Annotated in this window: 13 protein-coding genes and 1 pseudogene; 4 read left to right on the top strand and 10 right to left on the bottom strand. The window is 68.7% G+C overall.

Annotated elements, in window-relative coordinates; all coding sequences use genetic code 11:
- Positions 1–28: 28 nt before the first annotated feature.
- The 4 genes from C5O27_RS07825 to C5O27_RS07810 form a co-directional block, all read right to left on the bottom strand.
- Positions 29–931 (bottom strand): LLM class flavin-dependent oxidoreductase, encoded by a 903-nt coding sequence (locus C5O27_RS07825; RefSeq protein ID WP_244216609.1) that lies wholly within the window; start codon positions 929–931, stop codon positions 29–31.
- 46 nt (positions 932–977) lie between these two features.
- Positions 978–1,457 carry a DUF456 domain-containing protein gene (locus tag C5O27_RS07820; protein WP_006357054.1) on the bottom strand — a complete coding sequence of 160 codons (480 nt, stop codon included), beginning with the start codon at positions 1,455–1,457 and terminating at the stop codon, positions 978–980.
- Between the two features lie 15 nt (positions 1,458–1,472).
- Complete coding sequence (gene purT, locus C5O27_RS07815) at positions 1,473–3,152, bottom strand: formate-dependent phosphoribosylglycinamide formyltransferase (protein WP_127962392.1); 1,680 nt, start codon at positions 3,150–3,152, stop codon at positions 1,473–1,475.
- Between the two features lie 74 nt (positions 3,153–3,226).
- Entirely contained in the window at positions 3,227–3,589 is a 363-nt protein-coding gene (locus C5O27_RS07810; RefSeq protein ID WP_127962391.1) for a UBP-type zinc finger domain-containing protein, read from the bottom strand.
- 44 nt (positions 3,590–3,633) lie between these two features.
- Here C5O27_RS07810 and C5O27_RS07805 point away from each other — a divergent pair.
- Both C5O27_RS07805 and C5O27_RS07800 read left to right on the top strand, forming a co-directional pair.
- Positions 3,634–5,225: pseudogene (locus tag C5O27_RS07805) on the top strand (Na+/H+ antiporter).
- A 121-nt stretch (positions 5,226–5,346) separates the two neighbouring features.
- Positions 5,347–5,739: a hypothetical protein gene (locus C5O27_RS07800; RefSeq protein WP_127962390.1), complete on the top strand. Its 393-nt coding sequence runs from the start codon at positions 5,347–5,349 to the stop codon at positions 5,737–5,739.
- Positions 5,740–5,743: 4 nt separating this feature from the next.
- On the opposite strand, the gene C5O27_RS07795 is transcribed toward C5O27_RS07800, so the two are convergent.
- Positions 5,744–7,369 carry an adenylate/guanylate cyclase domain-containing protein gene (locus tag C5O27_RS07795; RefSeq protein ID WP_127962389.1) on the bottom strand — a complete coding sequence of 542 codons (1,626 nt, stop codon included), beginning with the start codon at positions 7,367–7,369 and terminating at the stop codon, positions 5,744–5,746.
- Positions 7,370–7,517: 148 nt separating this feature from the next.
- Here C5O27_RS07795 and C5O27_RS07790 point away from each other — a divergent pair, with 148 nt between their 5' ends.
- Complete coding sequence (locus C5O27_RS07790; protein WP_127962388.1) at positions 7,518–8,924, top strand: carotenoid oxygenase family protein; 1,407 nt, start codon at positions 7,518–7,520, stop codon at positions 8,922–8,924.
- Between the two features lie 308 nt (positions 8,925–9,232).
- On the opposite strand, the gene C5O27_RS07785 is transcribed toward C5O27_RS07790, so the two are convergent.
- Entirely contained in the window at positions 9,233–10,519 is a 1,287-nt protein-coding gene (locus C5O27_RS07785; RefSeq protein WP_127962387.1) for an adenylosuccinate synthase, read from the bottom strand.
- A 91-nt stretch (positions 10,520–10,610) separates the two neighbouring features.
- Between C5O27_RS07785 and C5O27_RS07780 the strand changes: the two genes are divergently transcribed.
- Positions 10,611–11,267 carry an aldehyde dehydrogenase family protein gene (locus C5O27_RS07780; RefSeq protein ID WP_035754567.1) on the top strand — a complete coding sequence of 219 codons (657 nt, stop codon included), beginning with the start codon at positions 10,611–10,613 and terminating at the stop codon, positions 11,265–11,267.
- Between the two features lie 12 nt (positions 11,268–11,279).
- On the opposite strand, the gene C5O27_RS07775 is transcribed toward C5O27_RS07780, so the two are convergent.
- The 4 genes from C5O27_RS07775 to C5O27_RS07760 form a co-directional block, all read right to left on the bottom strand.
- A complete protein-coding gene (locus tag C5O27_RS07775) occupies positions 11,280–12,683 on the bottom strand; it encodes an MFS transporter (RefSeq protein WP_127962386.1) in 1,404 nt (467 codons plus the stop codon).
- Positions 12,684–12,790: 107 nt separating this feature from the next.
- On the bottom strand, positions 12,791–13,618 hold the full coding sequence (locus tag C5O27_RS07770; protein WP_127962385.1) for a polysaccharide deacetylase family protein: 828 nt from the start codon (positions 13,616–13,618) through the stop codon (positions 12,791–12,793).
- A 48-nt stretch (positions 13,619–13,666) separates the two neighbouring features.
- A complete protein-coding gene (locus C5O27_RS07765) occupies positions 13,667–14,578 on the bottom strand; it encodes a cation diffusion facilitator family transporter (RefSeq protein WP_035754561.1) in 912 nt (303 codons plus the stop codon).
- 52 nt (positions 14,579–14,630) lie between these two features.
- Positions 14,631–15,752 carry an FUSC family protein gene (locus tag C5O27_RS07760; RefSeq protein ID WP_006360995.1) on the bottom strand — a complete coding sequence of 374 codons (1,122 nt, stop codon included), beginning with the start codon at positions 15,750–15,752 and terminating at the stop codon, positions 14,631–14,633.
- Positions 15,753–15,767 lie beyond the last annotated feature (15 nt).

Here is a 15,767-nt window from a genome sequence, read left to right as displayed (position 1 = left end):
ACTGCCGCATCGTTGTTCTCGAGACGGGTCAGGCGAACGTCGCGGCCACGTCGGCGGCGCGTCGGAGCTGATCGGGGTCCGTACTCGTCGGGATGAGCTGCACCTCGTCGGTACCGACGTCGGCGAAGCGGCGCAGCACCTCCCCGAGTTCGGCCTCGGTACCCGACCACCCCGTTGTGGGTGCGATGGCGTCGACGAACTCCGTCGGAATCCAGTTCATGTAGTGGTGCAGGTGCCGGGTCACCTGCGCCCGAGGTGCGTCGCCCTCGCCGATGGCGAACCAGAACGACGTCGCGAGATGCGGTGCGGGACGCCCGGCTTCGGCCCATGCCGAACGCGCGACGTCGAACAGTTCGTTCTGCTTCGACGCGTCGAGATCGAGGGTGACCCCAGCGATGCCGTCGGCCCAGTCGACGGCGCTGCGGATCGTCTTGGGCCCGGTGGTCCCGACGTGCAGCGACGGACCGCCCTTGCGATGCGGCAGCGGTCCGACCGGAAGCACCGACTCGGTCAGCTTCTCGCCCGCCCAGACCCGTTTCATCGTCTCGGCACGTTCGGCGAGCTGCCGCATGGTCTGGGTGGACGGGTCGGCGCCGACGGCCCGGTAATCCTCGTGTCGGCCGCCGACCCCGAGCGCCACGGTGAGCCGGCCCTCCGACAGCATGTCTCCGGTGGCCAGCGCCTTCGCGAGCATGACCGGGTCGTGCAGCTGGGGCACGACGACGGTCATCACCAACGGCACGCGCCGGGTCCACGCGGCTGCCGCACCGAGGAACGTCAGGCATTCGGGGTTGTCGAACGCTATCCGCTCACCCCAGCACAGGGAGCTGAACGGGCCGTCGTCAATGGTGGTGGCCCATGAGTGGAGCGTTCCTGCGTCGAGGTCCGGCTCCATCACGGGCATCGTCATCCCGATGCGCACAGGCGTCATTCTGGCACGCGGAGGTCGCGCGTATCCCGTTCTCGGAGAACGGGCCTCACCAGACGAATGCGCCACCCGTCCAGATGCTGGTGGCGACGAGCGCGAAGAGCAGTTCGATGCCGATCGTCTTGGCCGCCGCCTTGAGTGCGGCCACCGCGCCGCGCCAGGCCAATTCGAGGCTCTGGGTACGCACGAGTTCGGCGGCCACCGCACCCACGACGAAGCCGAGCAGCAGACCGATCACGGGCACGACGAAGAAACCGACGATCCCGACGAGACCGCCGACCACGACGGTCCGGTTCGGAATACCGTCCGTGCGCAACGACTTTCCGGCGACGAGGTATTTGATGACCTCGCCGACCACGAGCGCGAGGAGGGCCGCGGCGAACACCGACCAGGCCCAACCGCCCACGACGATCGCCCAGACGAGGAGCGCGGAGGCGATCAGCAGCGTTCCCGGCAGGATCGGGACGACGATCCCGACCAGACCGACGAAGATGACGGCCGCGACAAGCAGCTCACCCCAGAGCGGCACCTGTTCGACGCCCGGTCACTCGCCGGCGACGGGCGACCGGGGGGCCGGCTCGTCGGCGGGATCGCCGGTCTTCACCAGCGACGTCATGACCGGGGACTGTCCCGGGGCCGCCGGACGGGGAGGACCTGCGGGACGGGGTGCCCCGGGAGGTGCGATCGGCCGCTGACCTCCGGGTCCGGCGGAACCGCCGGCAGGTCGGGGTGCCGGACGCGGGCCGGGCGGCGGTACCGGCCGGCCGGGTGGCGGGACGGGACGACCGGGCGGCGGGCCGCCAGGCCCGGGCGGGGGTCCGGCGACCCCCGGCGGAGGACCGACGGGCCCGGGCGGCGGGCCGGCGTGTCCGGGCTGGGGGCCGGGACGGCGCGGCGGTGCGGGCGGGGCCGGCGGCGGCAGAACCGTCGCCTTGCGGACCGCAGCCCGACCCGGCACGGGCAAGACCAGCGAGGCCGCACGCACGGCGCGCTCGCGGGCGGCGGGCACGTCGTCGGCGGTCGCGGTGACCACACCCATGCGCCGGCGATGGAAGCTCTCGGGCTTGCCGAACAGGCGGATGTCGGTCTCGGGCACCGCGAGTGCCGCGGCGACGTTCTCGAATCCGATGGCGGGCTGGTCGAGCTGTCCGTAGATCACCGCAGACGCGCCGGGCGACGCAAGGGTGACGTCGACGGGCAGGCCGAGGATCGCGCGGGCGTGCATCTCGAACTCCGACAGCCGCTGGGTCGCCATCGTGACGAGACCGGTGTCGTGCGGACGCGGACTCACCTCGGAGAAGTAGACGTCGTCACCCTGGACAAACAATTCGACGCCGAAAACGCCACGGCCGGCGAGCTTTCCGTCACCGAGCGCGGTGGCGATGCGGGCCGCGATCGACGTCGCGGAGGCGTGCGCATCCGGACTCATCTCGTGCGGCTGCCAGCTCTCGACGTAGTCGCCGTTGATCTGCCGGTGACCGATGGGGGCACAGAAGTGCGACGTCAGCAACCCGGTTCGCGGGTCGATCGCGCGCACCGTGAGAAGCGTTATCTCATAGTCGAATTCGATGAACCCCTCGACGATGACGCGGTTGCCCTGAACGCGGCCGCCGGTGTTCGCGGTCTCCCACGCCGACGCGACGTCGTCGGGTCCGCGCAGGACCGACTGCCCCTTGCCGGAGGAGGACATCACCGGCTTCACGACGCACGGGAAGCCGATCTGCCGGGCGGCGACCGTCAGTTCCTCGAGGGTGTCGGCGAAGAGATACGGAGACGTCGGGAGGCCGAGTTCCTCGTCGGCGAGGCGTCGGATGCCCTCGCGGTTCATCGTGGCGACGACGGCACTCGCGGTCGGGATGACCTCGGCGAGGCCCCGCTCGGCGACATCGACGAGGGCCTCCGTCGCGATAGCCTCGATCTCCGGCACCACATAGGCGGGCCGGTGCTTGTCGATGACGGCGAGCAGCGCCTCCGGGTCGGTCATGTCGATGACCTCCGCGTGGTGCGCGACCTGCTGGCCGGGCGCGTTGGCGTAGCGATCCACGGCGACAACCTCGACGCCGAGACGCTGGAACGCGATCACGACCTCTTTGCCGAGTTCGCCCGCACCGAGCACCATCACCTTGGTCGCCGTCGGACTCAGCGGCGTGCCGATGACATCCGGCGGGCCGATCGTCGGCGCCGGCTGATCCGCGCTGGTCGCGCTCTCGCTGTTCGACGTCATTCCCAAATCCTACTTGTCGTCGGTACGGGTTCTGCCACGGTGACGCCCGGTTGGGCGGTGTCGTGGTGCGGCTCTCAACCGATGACCTCGTGCACGTAACACCACCTCCAGCTCTCGCCGGGTTCGGCGGACCGCATGACCGGGTGGGAGGTGTCGTGGAAGTGCGCGGTCGCATGCCGGCGCGGGCTGGAGTCGCAGCACCCGATGTACCCACATCGCAGGCACATCCGCAGGTGCGCCCAATGGTCCTCCCCGATCGCCCCACAGCCCTCGCAGCCGAGCTTCTCCCCCGCCGCGGGTTCCGGCACGAGCATCGATTCACCCTCGACCGCGGCCAGCTCGGGGCAGCGCGCGGTCGGGACCGACGCGCCGCCGACGTCGGGCGTCGGCCCCGAGGAGTCGTCGCCGCGGGGCGAGGATCGGCGAAAGATGTGCATGTTCACCATTATCAACGGCGCCTGTCACGATTACAGTCGCTCGGATGAGTGCATCGCTTCTGGTCATCGCGGTCGTCGCGTTGGCGGTTGCCGCACTCTGCCGTCGCCATGGGCTGTCCTCGCCGCTGATCCTGGTCACCGTCGGCCTGGCCATCGGCTGGATTCCCGGTCTGCCGACGCCCGAGCTGAACCCCGAACTCGTGCTGTTCCTCATCCTGCCGCCGCTCCTGTACTCCGCCTCCCAGGAGAGCTCCTACCAGGCGATCCGAGCACGCTGGCGAGGGATCGCGGCGCTCGCCGTGGGTCTGCCACTCGTGACGACGGTCGTCGTCGGGTTCGTGGCCCATCTGACCGTCCCCAACCTCCCACTGTCCGCGGCACTCGTGCTCGGAGCCGTGGTCGCTCCTCCGGACGCGGTGTCGGCGCAGGCGATCGGCCGTCGCCTCGGACTCCCGCGGCCGGTCATGACACTTCTCGGCGGGGAGAGTCTCCTCAACGACGCCACGGCGCTGACCGCGTTCCGGATCGCCCTCGCCGCCGCCATCGGCCTGACCGCCTCACTGCGCGAGGGCTTGCTGACCTTCGCCGTCGCGGCGGTCGGCGGACTCGTGGTCGGGCTCCTCTTCGGCATGGCGGTCTCGTGGGTGCGGATCTGGTTGACCGACCCTCCGATGGAGACCGCGATCGGGATCATGGTGCCGTTCGCCACCTATTTCGTCGCGGAACAACTGCACTGCTCGGGCGTGATCGGCGTGGTCACCGCCGGACTGTTCCTCGGTCAGCGTTCGGTCCGCCTCGGCTATGCCACCCGACTCCAGGACGAAGCGGTGCGCAAGTCCATCGACGTCATCCTCGAATCGTTCGTCTTCCTGCTCATCGGCGTCCAGATGCCGTTCATCATCGAGGGTGTCGAAGGTGAATCGTGGGTTCAGGTCGCCATCGACGCGGCCGCGGTGCTCACCGCCACGATCGTCATCCGGTTCCTCTGGGTCTACCCGGCGGCCTACTTGCCGGGTGTCATCTTCCGCGGAAGACTCGGCCCCGATCCGCGCCCGACGCCGGCCTCCGTCTTCGTCGTCTCCTGGGCGGGGATGCGCGGAGTGGTCTCGCTCGCCGCCGCCTTCGGCATCCCGCTGACGACCCAATCCGGCGAACCCTTCCCGGCACGCGCCGAGATCCTGCTCCTGACGTTCGTGGTCGTGGTCGGCACCCTCCTGATCCAGGGCACCACCCTGCCCTGGGTGATCCGGAAGCTCGGCGTCACCGGTGACGAGCGCGCGCAGGACCGTCTCGCCTACGCCGCCGCCCAGGACCGGGCCTCGCGGAGGCGGAGCGTCGACTCGAGGAGATCGCCGCCGGCCTCGCCGACGACGATCCCAGGCGGATGCAGGTGGTCTTGATGCGCAAGTGGATCACCTCTCAGCGCGATGTGGCGTGGGAGGAACTCGGCCGTGGTCCCGAGGCGATCGGCGAGAGCCCCACCGCCGCGGGCTCCCGGATTCGGACCGAGCTCCTGCACCTGCAACGCAAGGTCTTCGTCGAGGAACGCGACGCCGGGCGCATCGACGACGAGGTCCTGCGAATCGCGCTCCGCCGACTGGACTTCGCCGAGGGGCAGGGCGACCGCGACGCCTGACTCTGCTCCCTCGGAGTAGCCCGGAGCCTGCGGAGGGCGTATCGAATGGTCATCCATCCGAACGACAGCGGGGAGTTCTGCCCATGTCGCAGACGAAAACTCTGCTCTAGCTTCGGTTCTCATGACAACAACGCACATCCGCCTGGCCACGGCCGGCGCCTCTCTCGTCCTCGCCGCCGGGGCGCTCTCCGTCGGCACGTCCACCGCCGGCGCGACCCCGATCGCACCGTCGTGCGACGGCAACCAGTACACCGTCACCTCGGTCGTTACCGCGAAGTCCGCGGCGACCATCTGCCAGTGGGGTAACGGCGATCTCGAATATCGTGGCGTCGCACGCAGTTCGGGCAACACCCTGTGCATCCCGGTCTCCGGCGTGTTCGAGCAGGAGAACGGCAGCGGCCGCTACTACTACGTCGCCTACAACAACGGGTACAAGTACTCGGTCTTCGACGGGCTCGGCCTGAGCATCGTCGGCCCCGACGGCATCCTCGTCAGCTCCGAAGACGCCATCTGAGCACCTACCCGGTCTCGGTCTCCGCGGTCGCTGTCTCCATCGCCGCCTTCTTCCCGGTCGTCTTCTCCGCGGTCGCCGTGTCCTCCCTCACGGCGGCCGCGTAGACGACCGTCTCGGATGTCCGGCCACGCAACGACAACGTCTCCTGCTGCGTCCAGCGACGGGCCTCGGCGGGGTCGGCGGCCTCGACCGCGCGCCCCGACGCCAGCGGACTCGACGGGTCGCGTTTGGCGAGTTCGGAGAGCCGCGCACTCTCGTTCACCGGGTCGCCGATCACCGTGTACTCGAAACGTTCGATGGCGCCGACGTTCCCGGCCACCACGGCCCCGTAACTGACACCGACCCCCGCGGACAGTTCGGGCACCTCGACCGCGAGATCGGCGACGATGCGACGCGCGGCCGCGAGAGCCGCGCCGGACGGGTCGTCGAGCTGGATGGGTGCACCGAAGATCGCCAGGACCGCGTCGCCCTCGAACTTGTTGACGAGTCCGTCCTTGTCCTCGACCGCGCGGACGATGACGGCGAAGAACTTGTTGAGGATCTCCACCACCTCGGTCGGACGTCGTTGCGCGGCAAGGGTCGTCGAGCCGATCACGTCGACGAAGAGGGCGGCGGCCACCCGTTCGGTGCCGCCGAGCTCGGGGTCCGACGACAACGCCGCTTCCGCGACCTCGCGGCCGACGTGACGTCCGAACAGGTCGCGCATCCGTTCCCGTTCCCGCAGCCCCGACACCATCGCGTTGAAACCCACCTGCAGGTCACCTAGTTCGGTGCCGTCGTAGACGACGAGGTCGGCGTTCTCGAGGTCGCCGGAGGTCACGCGGTTCATCCCGGAACGCACAGAGCCGATCGGCCCGGTGATGCTCATCGATGAGAGCAGGGTCAGCAGAAGGCCGGTGAACAGAGCCGTGAGGCCCAGGACCGTCACCCCGATGAAGAGGTCGAGCTTCGACGTCTCGTCGCGCCCCACCCCGAACGCGACGACCAGCAGGATGCCGATGATCGGGATCGCCGAACCGACCATCCACGACACCACCGCCCGGGTCTTCACACCGGTGCGCTTGCGGCGGTGGAATCCGGCCGAGATCAGTTCGGCCACGATGGGCCGCAGGGTGAAGTCGATGAAGAGGTAGGAGATGCCCACCACGACGACGCCGCTCATGCCGACGACGAAGACCGTCTTGGGGATCAGCTGCGGATCGGCGACGCCGTACATGATCGTCAGCATCACGGCGGCGCCCGCCCAGAACAGACCCTGCACCAGCGACAGCCGCCACGGCAGGCGCATCGTGCGGCGTGCGTCGCGCTTGGTCGGGGCCTCGTCGCGGATCGCCCACCGGAGGTTCCGAACGCCCACCAGGGTGCCCCAACCGATCCCGATCACGAACGCGCCGAGGATGTACACGGGTACGGCGATGTAGTTCACCCACCACAGTTCGGCGGTGAAGACCGTCGGTTGCGGGATGCCCACGGCGGCCAGGGCGGTCGCGACGACCGCGCCGAAGATGTTCGCCACCACGATCGAGGACGTCAGCAGCGTCTGGATACGGACACGCTGCTTGACCCCGCTCTCCTCGACCGAGCCGAGCAGAATCGACCCGTAGTCGCGGCTCCCCCGCCTCGAACGCATGCCCAAGCTAATCACGACGACCGCGTCGATCGCCCGTCTCTGGCCCCGCCGATTCGGGACGAACCGGACGATCGACGGACGCGACCTGCGTCAACGCCCTAACCTGAACCGAGATCATCGTCATCCACGGCTCGCCGAAAGCAGCGCCATGACCGCATCCGATGTCCCGACCCGCCCTGCTGCGGTCGACATGTCCCGCAACCCGTTCCTCACCGGCGTCTTCGCCCCGCAGCGCGACGAGGTGGACGCCGTCGACCTACCGGTGAGCGGCGAGATCCCGGCCGACCTGCGGGGCAGCTACCTGCGCAACGGGCCCAACATGCGCTTCGACCCGATCGGTTCGTATGTCTATCCGATCGACGGGGACGCGATGGTGCATCGCATCAGCCTCGACGGCGGGCGCGCGTCGTATCGCAACCGCTTCGTCCGCACCCCGATGGTGCTCACGGAAGAGGCTGCCGGACATGCCATCTGGTCGGGCATCACCGACGGTTACACACCGTCGGCGGCGGAGGTCGGCGACGAGCTGGCGGGGACGACCCGCGAGCTGCCCGACATCAACATCGTGCGGCACGGCGGGCGGCTGCTGGCGATGGCCGAGGCCGACCGGCCCTATCAGCTCGCTCCCGAGGATCTCGCGACGCTGGCCCGCACCGACTGTGACGGTGCGATGTTCGTCGGCAGCACCGCGCACCCGAAGATCGATCCGTCGACCGGGGAGATGGTGCTGTTCAACTACGTACTCGAGGCGCCGTACCTGACCTGGGCCGTCGTCGGCCCGGACGGCCGGGCGATCCGCACACCGACCCCGGTCGACGGCGTCGACGCCCCGATCATGATCCACGACATGGCACTGACCAGCCGGTACGTCGTGCTGTTCGTGTGCCCGCTGATCTTCGATATCGAGTCGGTGATGAGCGGCGGGTCGTTGTTGTCGTGGCAACCCCGGCGCGGGACCCGCATCGCGCTGATCCCGCGGGACGGCACGGCGGTGCGCTGGATCGACGCCGACCCGTTCTGGGTCTGGCACTTCGCCAACGCCTTCGACAATCCCGACGGTTCGGTCACCGTCGACTACGTGGAATGGACCTACCCCGGCGGGTTCTCCGACCAGCCCACGCCCGCGGCGTCGTCCTTGACGCGAGCGGTGATCCGTCCCGACGCCGGGATCACCAAGACCGTCCTGAACAGCTCCGAACCGGACATGGAGTTCCCGCGCATCGACGACCGGATGCTGACGCGGGAACATCACCGCATCGCCAGCGTCGCGAAGGGCCCCAGAGACAGCGGTGATCTCGACAGCCTGTGGTTCCACGACCTCGCAGCCGGGACGGAGACGGTCTGGACCCCGGGTGCCGCGATCGGTGAACCGATCTACATCCCGGGCGCCGAACGCGACTACTGGGGTGCCATCGGCACCGACCCGACCGATATGACCTCGCGCTTCTACCTGCTCAGCGCCGACGCGCCGCAGGACGGCCCGATCGCCACCGTGGACCTACCGATCCGCGTTCCCGCCGGACTGCACGGAGCGTGGCTGCCGGCCCCTTCGTGACGCCCCTTCGCAAGCTCCGGGGCTACTCAGAGAACGGATGGGTTGCTTCCTGATCCCGACAGGACGCGAGCACCCAGCCCCGCTGCCCGACTGCCGAACCTCAACTCGACCGGCAGACGTCGATCGAAGTCTGCAGGTCGGGTTGACGTCGACCGGTGGTTGGGTGAGCGACGGTGTCTAACCGGGCCTTCGTGGCTCGTCGCTTGCGCTCCTCGCACCTCAGACAGCGGACCTGGATGCGTCGCGCTCTTTCCCATCAGGCAGCGGAGTCGGGTGCGTTGCGCTCTTTCGGATCAGGAAGCGACGGGTCAGACGATCGCGCGACGCACGATCGTCTGCTCGCGCCCCGGACCGACGCCGATGCACGAGATGTGGGCGCCGGAGAGCTCTTCGAGCCGCAGGATGTAGTTCTGCGCGTTCTGCGGCAGCTCCTCGAACGTCTTGCACTGGGAGATGTCCTCCCACCAGCCGGGCATCTCCTCGTAGATGGGCTTGGCGTGGTGGAACCCGGTCTGGGTCATCGGCATGTCCTCGATGCGCTCGCCGTCGACCTCGTAGGCCACGCAGATCGGGATCGTGTCGATGCTGGACAGCACGTCGAGCTTGGTGAGGAAGTAGTCGGTGATGCCGTTGACGCGGGTGGCGTAGCGGGCGATCACGGCGTCGAACCAACCGCAGCGACGGGCGCGGCCGGTGGTGACGCCGACCTCGCCGCCGGTCTTGGCCAGGTACGCACCCCATTCGTCGAACAGCTCGGTCGGGAACGGACCGGAGCCGACGCGCGTGGTGTAGGCCTTCAGGATGCCGAGAACCGTGGTGATCTTGTTGGGGCCGATGCCCGCGCCCACCGCGGCGCCGCCGGCGGTCGGGTTCGACGAGGTCACGTACGGGTAGGTGCCGTGGTCGACGTCGAGCAGCGTGCCCTGCGAACCCTCGAGCAGCACGGTCTCGCCGCGCTCGAGGGCCTGGTTGAGAAGCAGGCGGGTGTCGGCGATGCGATGTTTGAAGCCTTCGGCCTGACCGAGGACCTCGTCGACGACCTGCGCCGGGTCGAGGGCCTTGCGGTTGTAGATCTTGACCAGGATCTGGTTCTTCAGCTCGAGGGCAGCCTCGACCTTCTGCGTGAGGATCTTCTCGTCGAGCACATCGGCGACGCGCACACCCACGCGGGCGATCTTGTCCTGGTAGCAGGGGCCGATGCCGCGACCCGTGGTGCCGATCTTCTTGTTGCCGAGGAAGCGCTCGGTGACCTTGTCGATGGCCACGTGGTACGGCATCAGGAGGTGGGCGTCGGCCGAGATCAGCAGACCGGTGGTGTCGACGTCGCGGTCCTCGAGTCCGCCGAGTTCGGTGAGCAGCACACCCGGGTCGACGACGACGCCGTTGCCGATCACGTTCTGCACGCCGGGGGTCAGGATGCCGGACGGGATGAGGTGCAGGGCGAAGGTCTCACCGGACGGGAGTACGACGGTGTGGCCGGCGTTGTTGCCGCCCTGATACCGCACAACCCAGTTGATCTGGCCGCCGAGCAGGTCGGTGGCCTTCCCTTTGCCCTCGTCGCCCCACTGGGCGCCGATAAGCACGATCGCGGCCATGATTCAGGTACTCCTTCGTGTGGCGCGCTTGAACTGATCAGAACAAACCTCACCAACACTACTGTGTTCACGCCCCCGATACCCTATCCGCGTGTCTTTCGCCCTGATCACCCAAGCCGGTCGCGCCGACGACAAGAAGGCGATCCGCGCCGCTGTGGCCGACGCCCTGTCCGATTCCGCCGTCACGCGCCTCATCGTCGAACCTCGTGTGGCCGAACGCTTCGCACCCACCCTCGCCGAGGAGGCCGACACCTTCCTGGATCAGGTGGTCGCCGCCCTCATGACCTCCGAGCGGCTCGACGTGGAAGTGGCGTACGTCTCGGCGGAGGCGACCGCGGCGACACGCCGATACCGCCTTCCGCATGGGCCGGCCGCGCGTGAACTCGCCGAGAACGGCACCGCGAGTCCGGTTCCCCTCATCCGCGACGACGCCGCGACGGTCATCTTCGGCAGCGCGCGCCACCTCGGCGCCGAGGGCGCCAAGCTACACGGCGAGTCCTACGTCGACAGCGAACGGCTCTTCGATGGCGAAGTCCGTTCGGTGCTCATCGAACCCACGCTCGACGCCCCCGGCCTGCGCGCCCAGGTCGAGCGATTCCTGCTGCCGGGCAAGTGGTTCGCCGGCCGCGCGGTGCAGACCGGCGGCACCAACATCGTGGTCGAACGTGAGGGCGTGGTGAACGAACGCGTGCTGAAGCGGTCGACGTTCTACCGCCACGTCACCGATCTGCTACTCGTCCGCCCCTGAACGAAAACCCCGTCAGCCGACCGGGATCGGCGCCGGCGTCGGGGTGGTCTGGTTGCCGGCGGCCTCGATCTGGGCGTCCTTGCCGGTCGTCAGGTGCAGGTCTTCGCGACGGATGAGCGACGTCGCCACGACGCTGATGACCGCGGTGAGCGCGAGATAGCCGGCGGCCAGCCACGGCGACCCGGAGGCTGCACCGATCAGTGCGGTCAGGATCAGCGGGGTCAGGCCCGAGGCGTAGATGCCGGAGAACTGGTAGACCACCGACAAACCGGTGTAGCGGACCCGGGTCGGGTACAGACTCGCGAACAGCGTGCCCTGCGCGCCGTAGAAAAGGGCGTGGATCACGCCGAACACGATCACGAGCGCGACGGTGAACCAGACCAGGTTCTCGGTGCCGAACAGGGCGAACACCGGATAGACCGACAGCCCGTAGGCGGTCATGCCGGCGAGGTAGACCGGTTTGGCGCCGTACCGGTCGGTGAGCTTCCCGGAGACCGGGAGGAGCACCGCCATCACGAGCGAGGCGATGGTCACGGCCACCAGGACCGGGACCTTCTCCATGTCGAGTTCGCTGGTCGCGTAGGCGATCGCGAACACGCCCCACGTGTTGAACGCCGACCCCTCACCCCAGCGTGCGAGCAGCCCCAGCACGGTGTTGCGGGTGTTCGGCGGGAGCACGACCTCCCGGATCGGCGCCGTCGACTTCTGCGCGAGTTCGGCGACCTCGGCGAAGGCCGGCGTCTCGTCGACCTTGAGCCGCACCACGAATCCGATGACCACGAGCACGATGCTCACGAGGAAGGCGATGCGCCAGCCGTACGTCAGGAACGCGTCGTCGTCGAGCGCGACCTGGAGCAGGGCGAACACACCCGTGCCGAGGGCGAGACCGAGGGCGAGTCCGATCTGCGGGATGCTGCCGAACAGCCCCCGCTTGCGATCGGGACTGTGCTCGACCGCGAGCAGCACGGCCCCGGCCCACTCGCCGCCCAGCGCGAAGCCCTGCACGATGCGCAGCAGGAGAAGGAGGATCGGGGCGACGACCCCCACGGCCTCCGCGGTCGGCAGCACACCCATGAGCGCAGTCGCGATGCCCATCATGACCATCGTGATCGCGAGGGTTCTCTTGCGGCCGATCCGGTCGCCGATGTGCCCGAAGATCAGACCACCGATCGGCCGGACGACGAAGCCGACCGCGAAGGTCGCGAACGACAGCAGGGTCCCGACGAAGGAACTCTGGTCCGGGAAGAACAACTGGTTGAACACCAGGCTCGCGGCGGTCGCGTAGAGAAAGAAGTCGTACCACTCGACCGTGGTGCCGAGGAGACTCGCGGCCACGACCGTGCGGAGTCGCTTGCGGCGCTCGGCGTCGGTCTCGTGAGCCGTCGGGGACGCGGAAGTCTGCAGAAAAGAGGCCATGACCGGCCCCACGGTATCGGCGACGTGCCGTCCCTCGTCGACTACGAATCAGCGTGAGCGAAAACGCCGCCCACTTGCGCGCCGACGGCGTGTGCCGTTCCGCGGAGTCAGGACGCGAAGTAGTCGTCGAGGGTCACCATGCGCAGCTTTCGCTGACGGATGATGTCGACGAGCTTCGGATAGACCTTGGTGACGGGATCGTGGTTGGCGTGGCCGATCACCACGGTCTGCGGCCGGAAGTACTTGCGCGCGCACTGCACGAGGTACTTCTCGGTGATGAGGCCGGAGTCCGACAGTGAGCCGTACCAGAGCGTCGGCATGGTGTAGCCGAGGTCGGCGGCCACCGCGTCGACCGACGCGTTGTGATAGCCGAAGGGCGGCCGGTAGTACGGCGTGCCGTCGACGCCGTACTGGTTCTTCAGGAACCGTTTGGTCCGCCCGAGCTCATCTGCGATGCCCTTCGCCGAGAGTTCGGTGAGCGCCGGGTGCGTCCAGGTGTGGTTGCCGAGCTGGATCTGCCCGGATTCGACGAGCGGCCGCAGTTCCGCGCGGTGGTCGGTCCAGCCGTCGAACGATCCGGTGACGAAGAAGGTGAATCGAGCGCCGGTGTCCTGGGCGAACCTCACGTAGGCGCCGATGACCTCGGAGCTGGCACCGTCGTCGACCGTGAGGGCGATGTGCCTGCCCCTGCCCGGCAGACCGGTGATCGGTGCGGCCGGCAGCGAGTGGCGCGTGCCCACCGCCGGGGGCAGCAAACCTGCCGGTGACAGCGACGGCGCGATCGAAGTGGGTACTGACGGGGTGGTCGGTGTGGGCGGGGTCGAGGGCGTGATCTCGGCGGCCGGGACCGGCGAGGCGCACCCCGTCATAGTGCTCGCGGTCAGGGCCCCCACCGTGCCGGCCGCGAGTATCGCGAGGAAGTCGCGTCGTTCCATGCGGCGAATTTAAGGCATAACCGACATTTTCGGCTCATCGACGCGGGCTCACCACGTCATCTCGTCACGACATCGTCCCTGATCGTCGTTGTCCACCTGAACCGTGGCGTGCTCGAGCCCGTGGCGCGCCAGGACCGCCTGCGCGGCGGGCAGCACCTCGGAGTTGGGCCGGGTGCTGCCCAGGTGCACGGTGGCGACGTCCATGCCGGTGGTCAGCGTCCAGACGTGCAGGTCGTGGACATCGTCGACGGTGGGGATTCCGGCGAGATCGGAGCGCAGGGACTCGACGTCGATGTGCGCCGGCGCCTGCTGGTTGAGGATGCGCAGCGCGTCGATCGCGAGCCGGAGCGCACGCGGCACCACCCACAGGGCGATGAGGACCGCGACCACGATGTCGGCATAGCCCCAGCCGGTGGTCAGCGCGACGATGCCGGCGATCAGGACCCCGACGCTGCCGACGGCGTCGGCCAGGACCTCGAGGTAGGCGCCGCGGACGGCGATGGACTCTTTCGCGTCGGCACGGAGCAGAAGCATCACGACGAGGTTCACCGCCAGGCCCAGCAGCGCCACGATGATCAGCGTCAGCCCGGGGACCTGGGGATCGTTGCCGATTCGTTCGATGGCCTCGATCAGGACGAACGCCGCGACCCCGATGAGCAGGACCGCATTGGCGACGGCCGTGAACACCTCGGCACGATGCCAGCCGAAGCTACGGGCGTCGGTGGTGCGGCCGTGACGACCCAGCAGCAGCGCGATCAGGCCCATGATCAGTGCGACGACGTCGGTGAGCATGTGCCCCGCGTCGGCGATCAGCGCGAGCGAGTTGACCAGGATGCCGGTGACGAGCTCCACGACGAAGAATCCGCCGATGAGCGCGACCGCCAGCACCATCGGCCACAGCCGCCGCTCCCCCGCGACGCCTGTCCCGGGGGTGTGGGAATGCGAGTGTGAATGACCCATGATGGCGGTCAATATATGCAGAAGTCTGCATATGAGGCAACACCGGCGCGCGTCAGCTCCGCAGGGTCGCCAGCGCCGAGGAGCGCCGCAGCCCGGCGATCATCAGCAGGTCGACGAGGAGGGAGCGGATCTCCGCGAGCAACGCGGCCTCGGAGAGATCGCTGTTCGCGGCCAGCTCGATGCGCGCCTTGCGGACGATGGACCGGACGACGCGGGCCGCCTCCACCGGATCGGGATCGTCGCCGGGATCGGCCATCATCATCGCCCGCAGGACCTCGAAGGCGCCCCCGATGTCGTCGATGATGTCGATCAGCGCCGGTTGCACCGTCTCCCCGCGCTGGGTGATGGCGAGCGATCGCCGCGCGATGATCCGCAGGTTGCGGACCGCATTGTCGATGGGATCGGCCGTGGCGACCAGCCGGTCCAGGCGGGTTCGAGAACTCCAGTACAACGGGGAGATCCGGGTGACCTCTCTGCCCCCGGACATGTCGGCCCGCATCATGTTGATCGCCGACTGGGTACCGCGTGCGGATTCGAGCGCGGCGGCGATCGTCTCCGCATCTCCGCTACGCAAACCCGCGGCGACCGACCGCGCCGCATCACGAACCGTGACGAGTACCCCCGCGGCATCCTCGCGCGCCCGTGCCGCGGGATTCACGGGAAAGAGTGCGCCCACCAGGATTCCGACGAGCCCACCGATCAACGCGTCGATGGCCCGGTGGAATCCGGCGACGCCGCCGGGCGGCAGGAGTGTCGCGACCAGGACGGCCGACGACGCCGCCTGCATCGGGATCAGCGGGCCGTCGTCGAGCAGCACGGCGAGTGCCATCGCCAGCACGACCACCACGATGATCTGCCAGGCACCCTCTCCGACCGCACCGATGAAGAGATCGCCGACGAGGATGCCGATCGCGACACCGCCGACGAGTTCGACCGACCTGCGCCAGCGCCGCCCGAGGCCCAACCCGAGTGAGATCACCGCGGCGATCGGCGCGAAGAACGGGTCCGGGTGATCGAACACGTGCATCGCGATCCACCACGCGAGGCCCGCGGCGAGTGCGCACTGGACGATCGGAACCAGGGAGACCCGGAGTCGACGGAGGCGTCGTTTCAGCGCACCGGGCAGGGAGTCGTAGACCCTGCGCGGGAACGAGTCGCTCGCGGCTGCCGACATTCGACGAGTCGCGGG

This window comes from Gordonia alkanivorans (assembly GCF_004011905.1).
In the GTDB taxonomy this organism is placed as follows: Bacteria; Actinomycetota; Actinomycetes; order Mycobacteriales; family Mycobacteriaceae; genus Gordonia; species Gordonia alkanivorans.
This window is presented reverse-complemented; position numbering and strand designations above follow the sequence as displayed.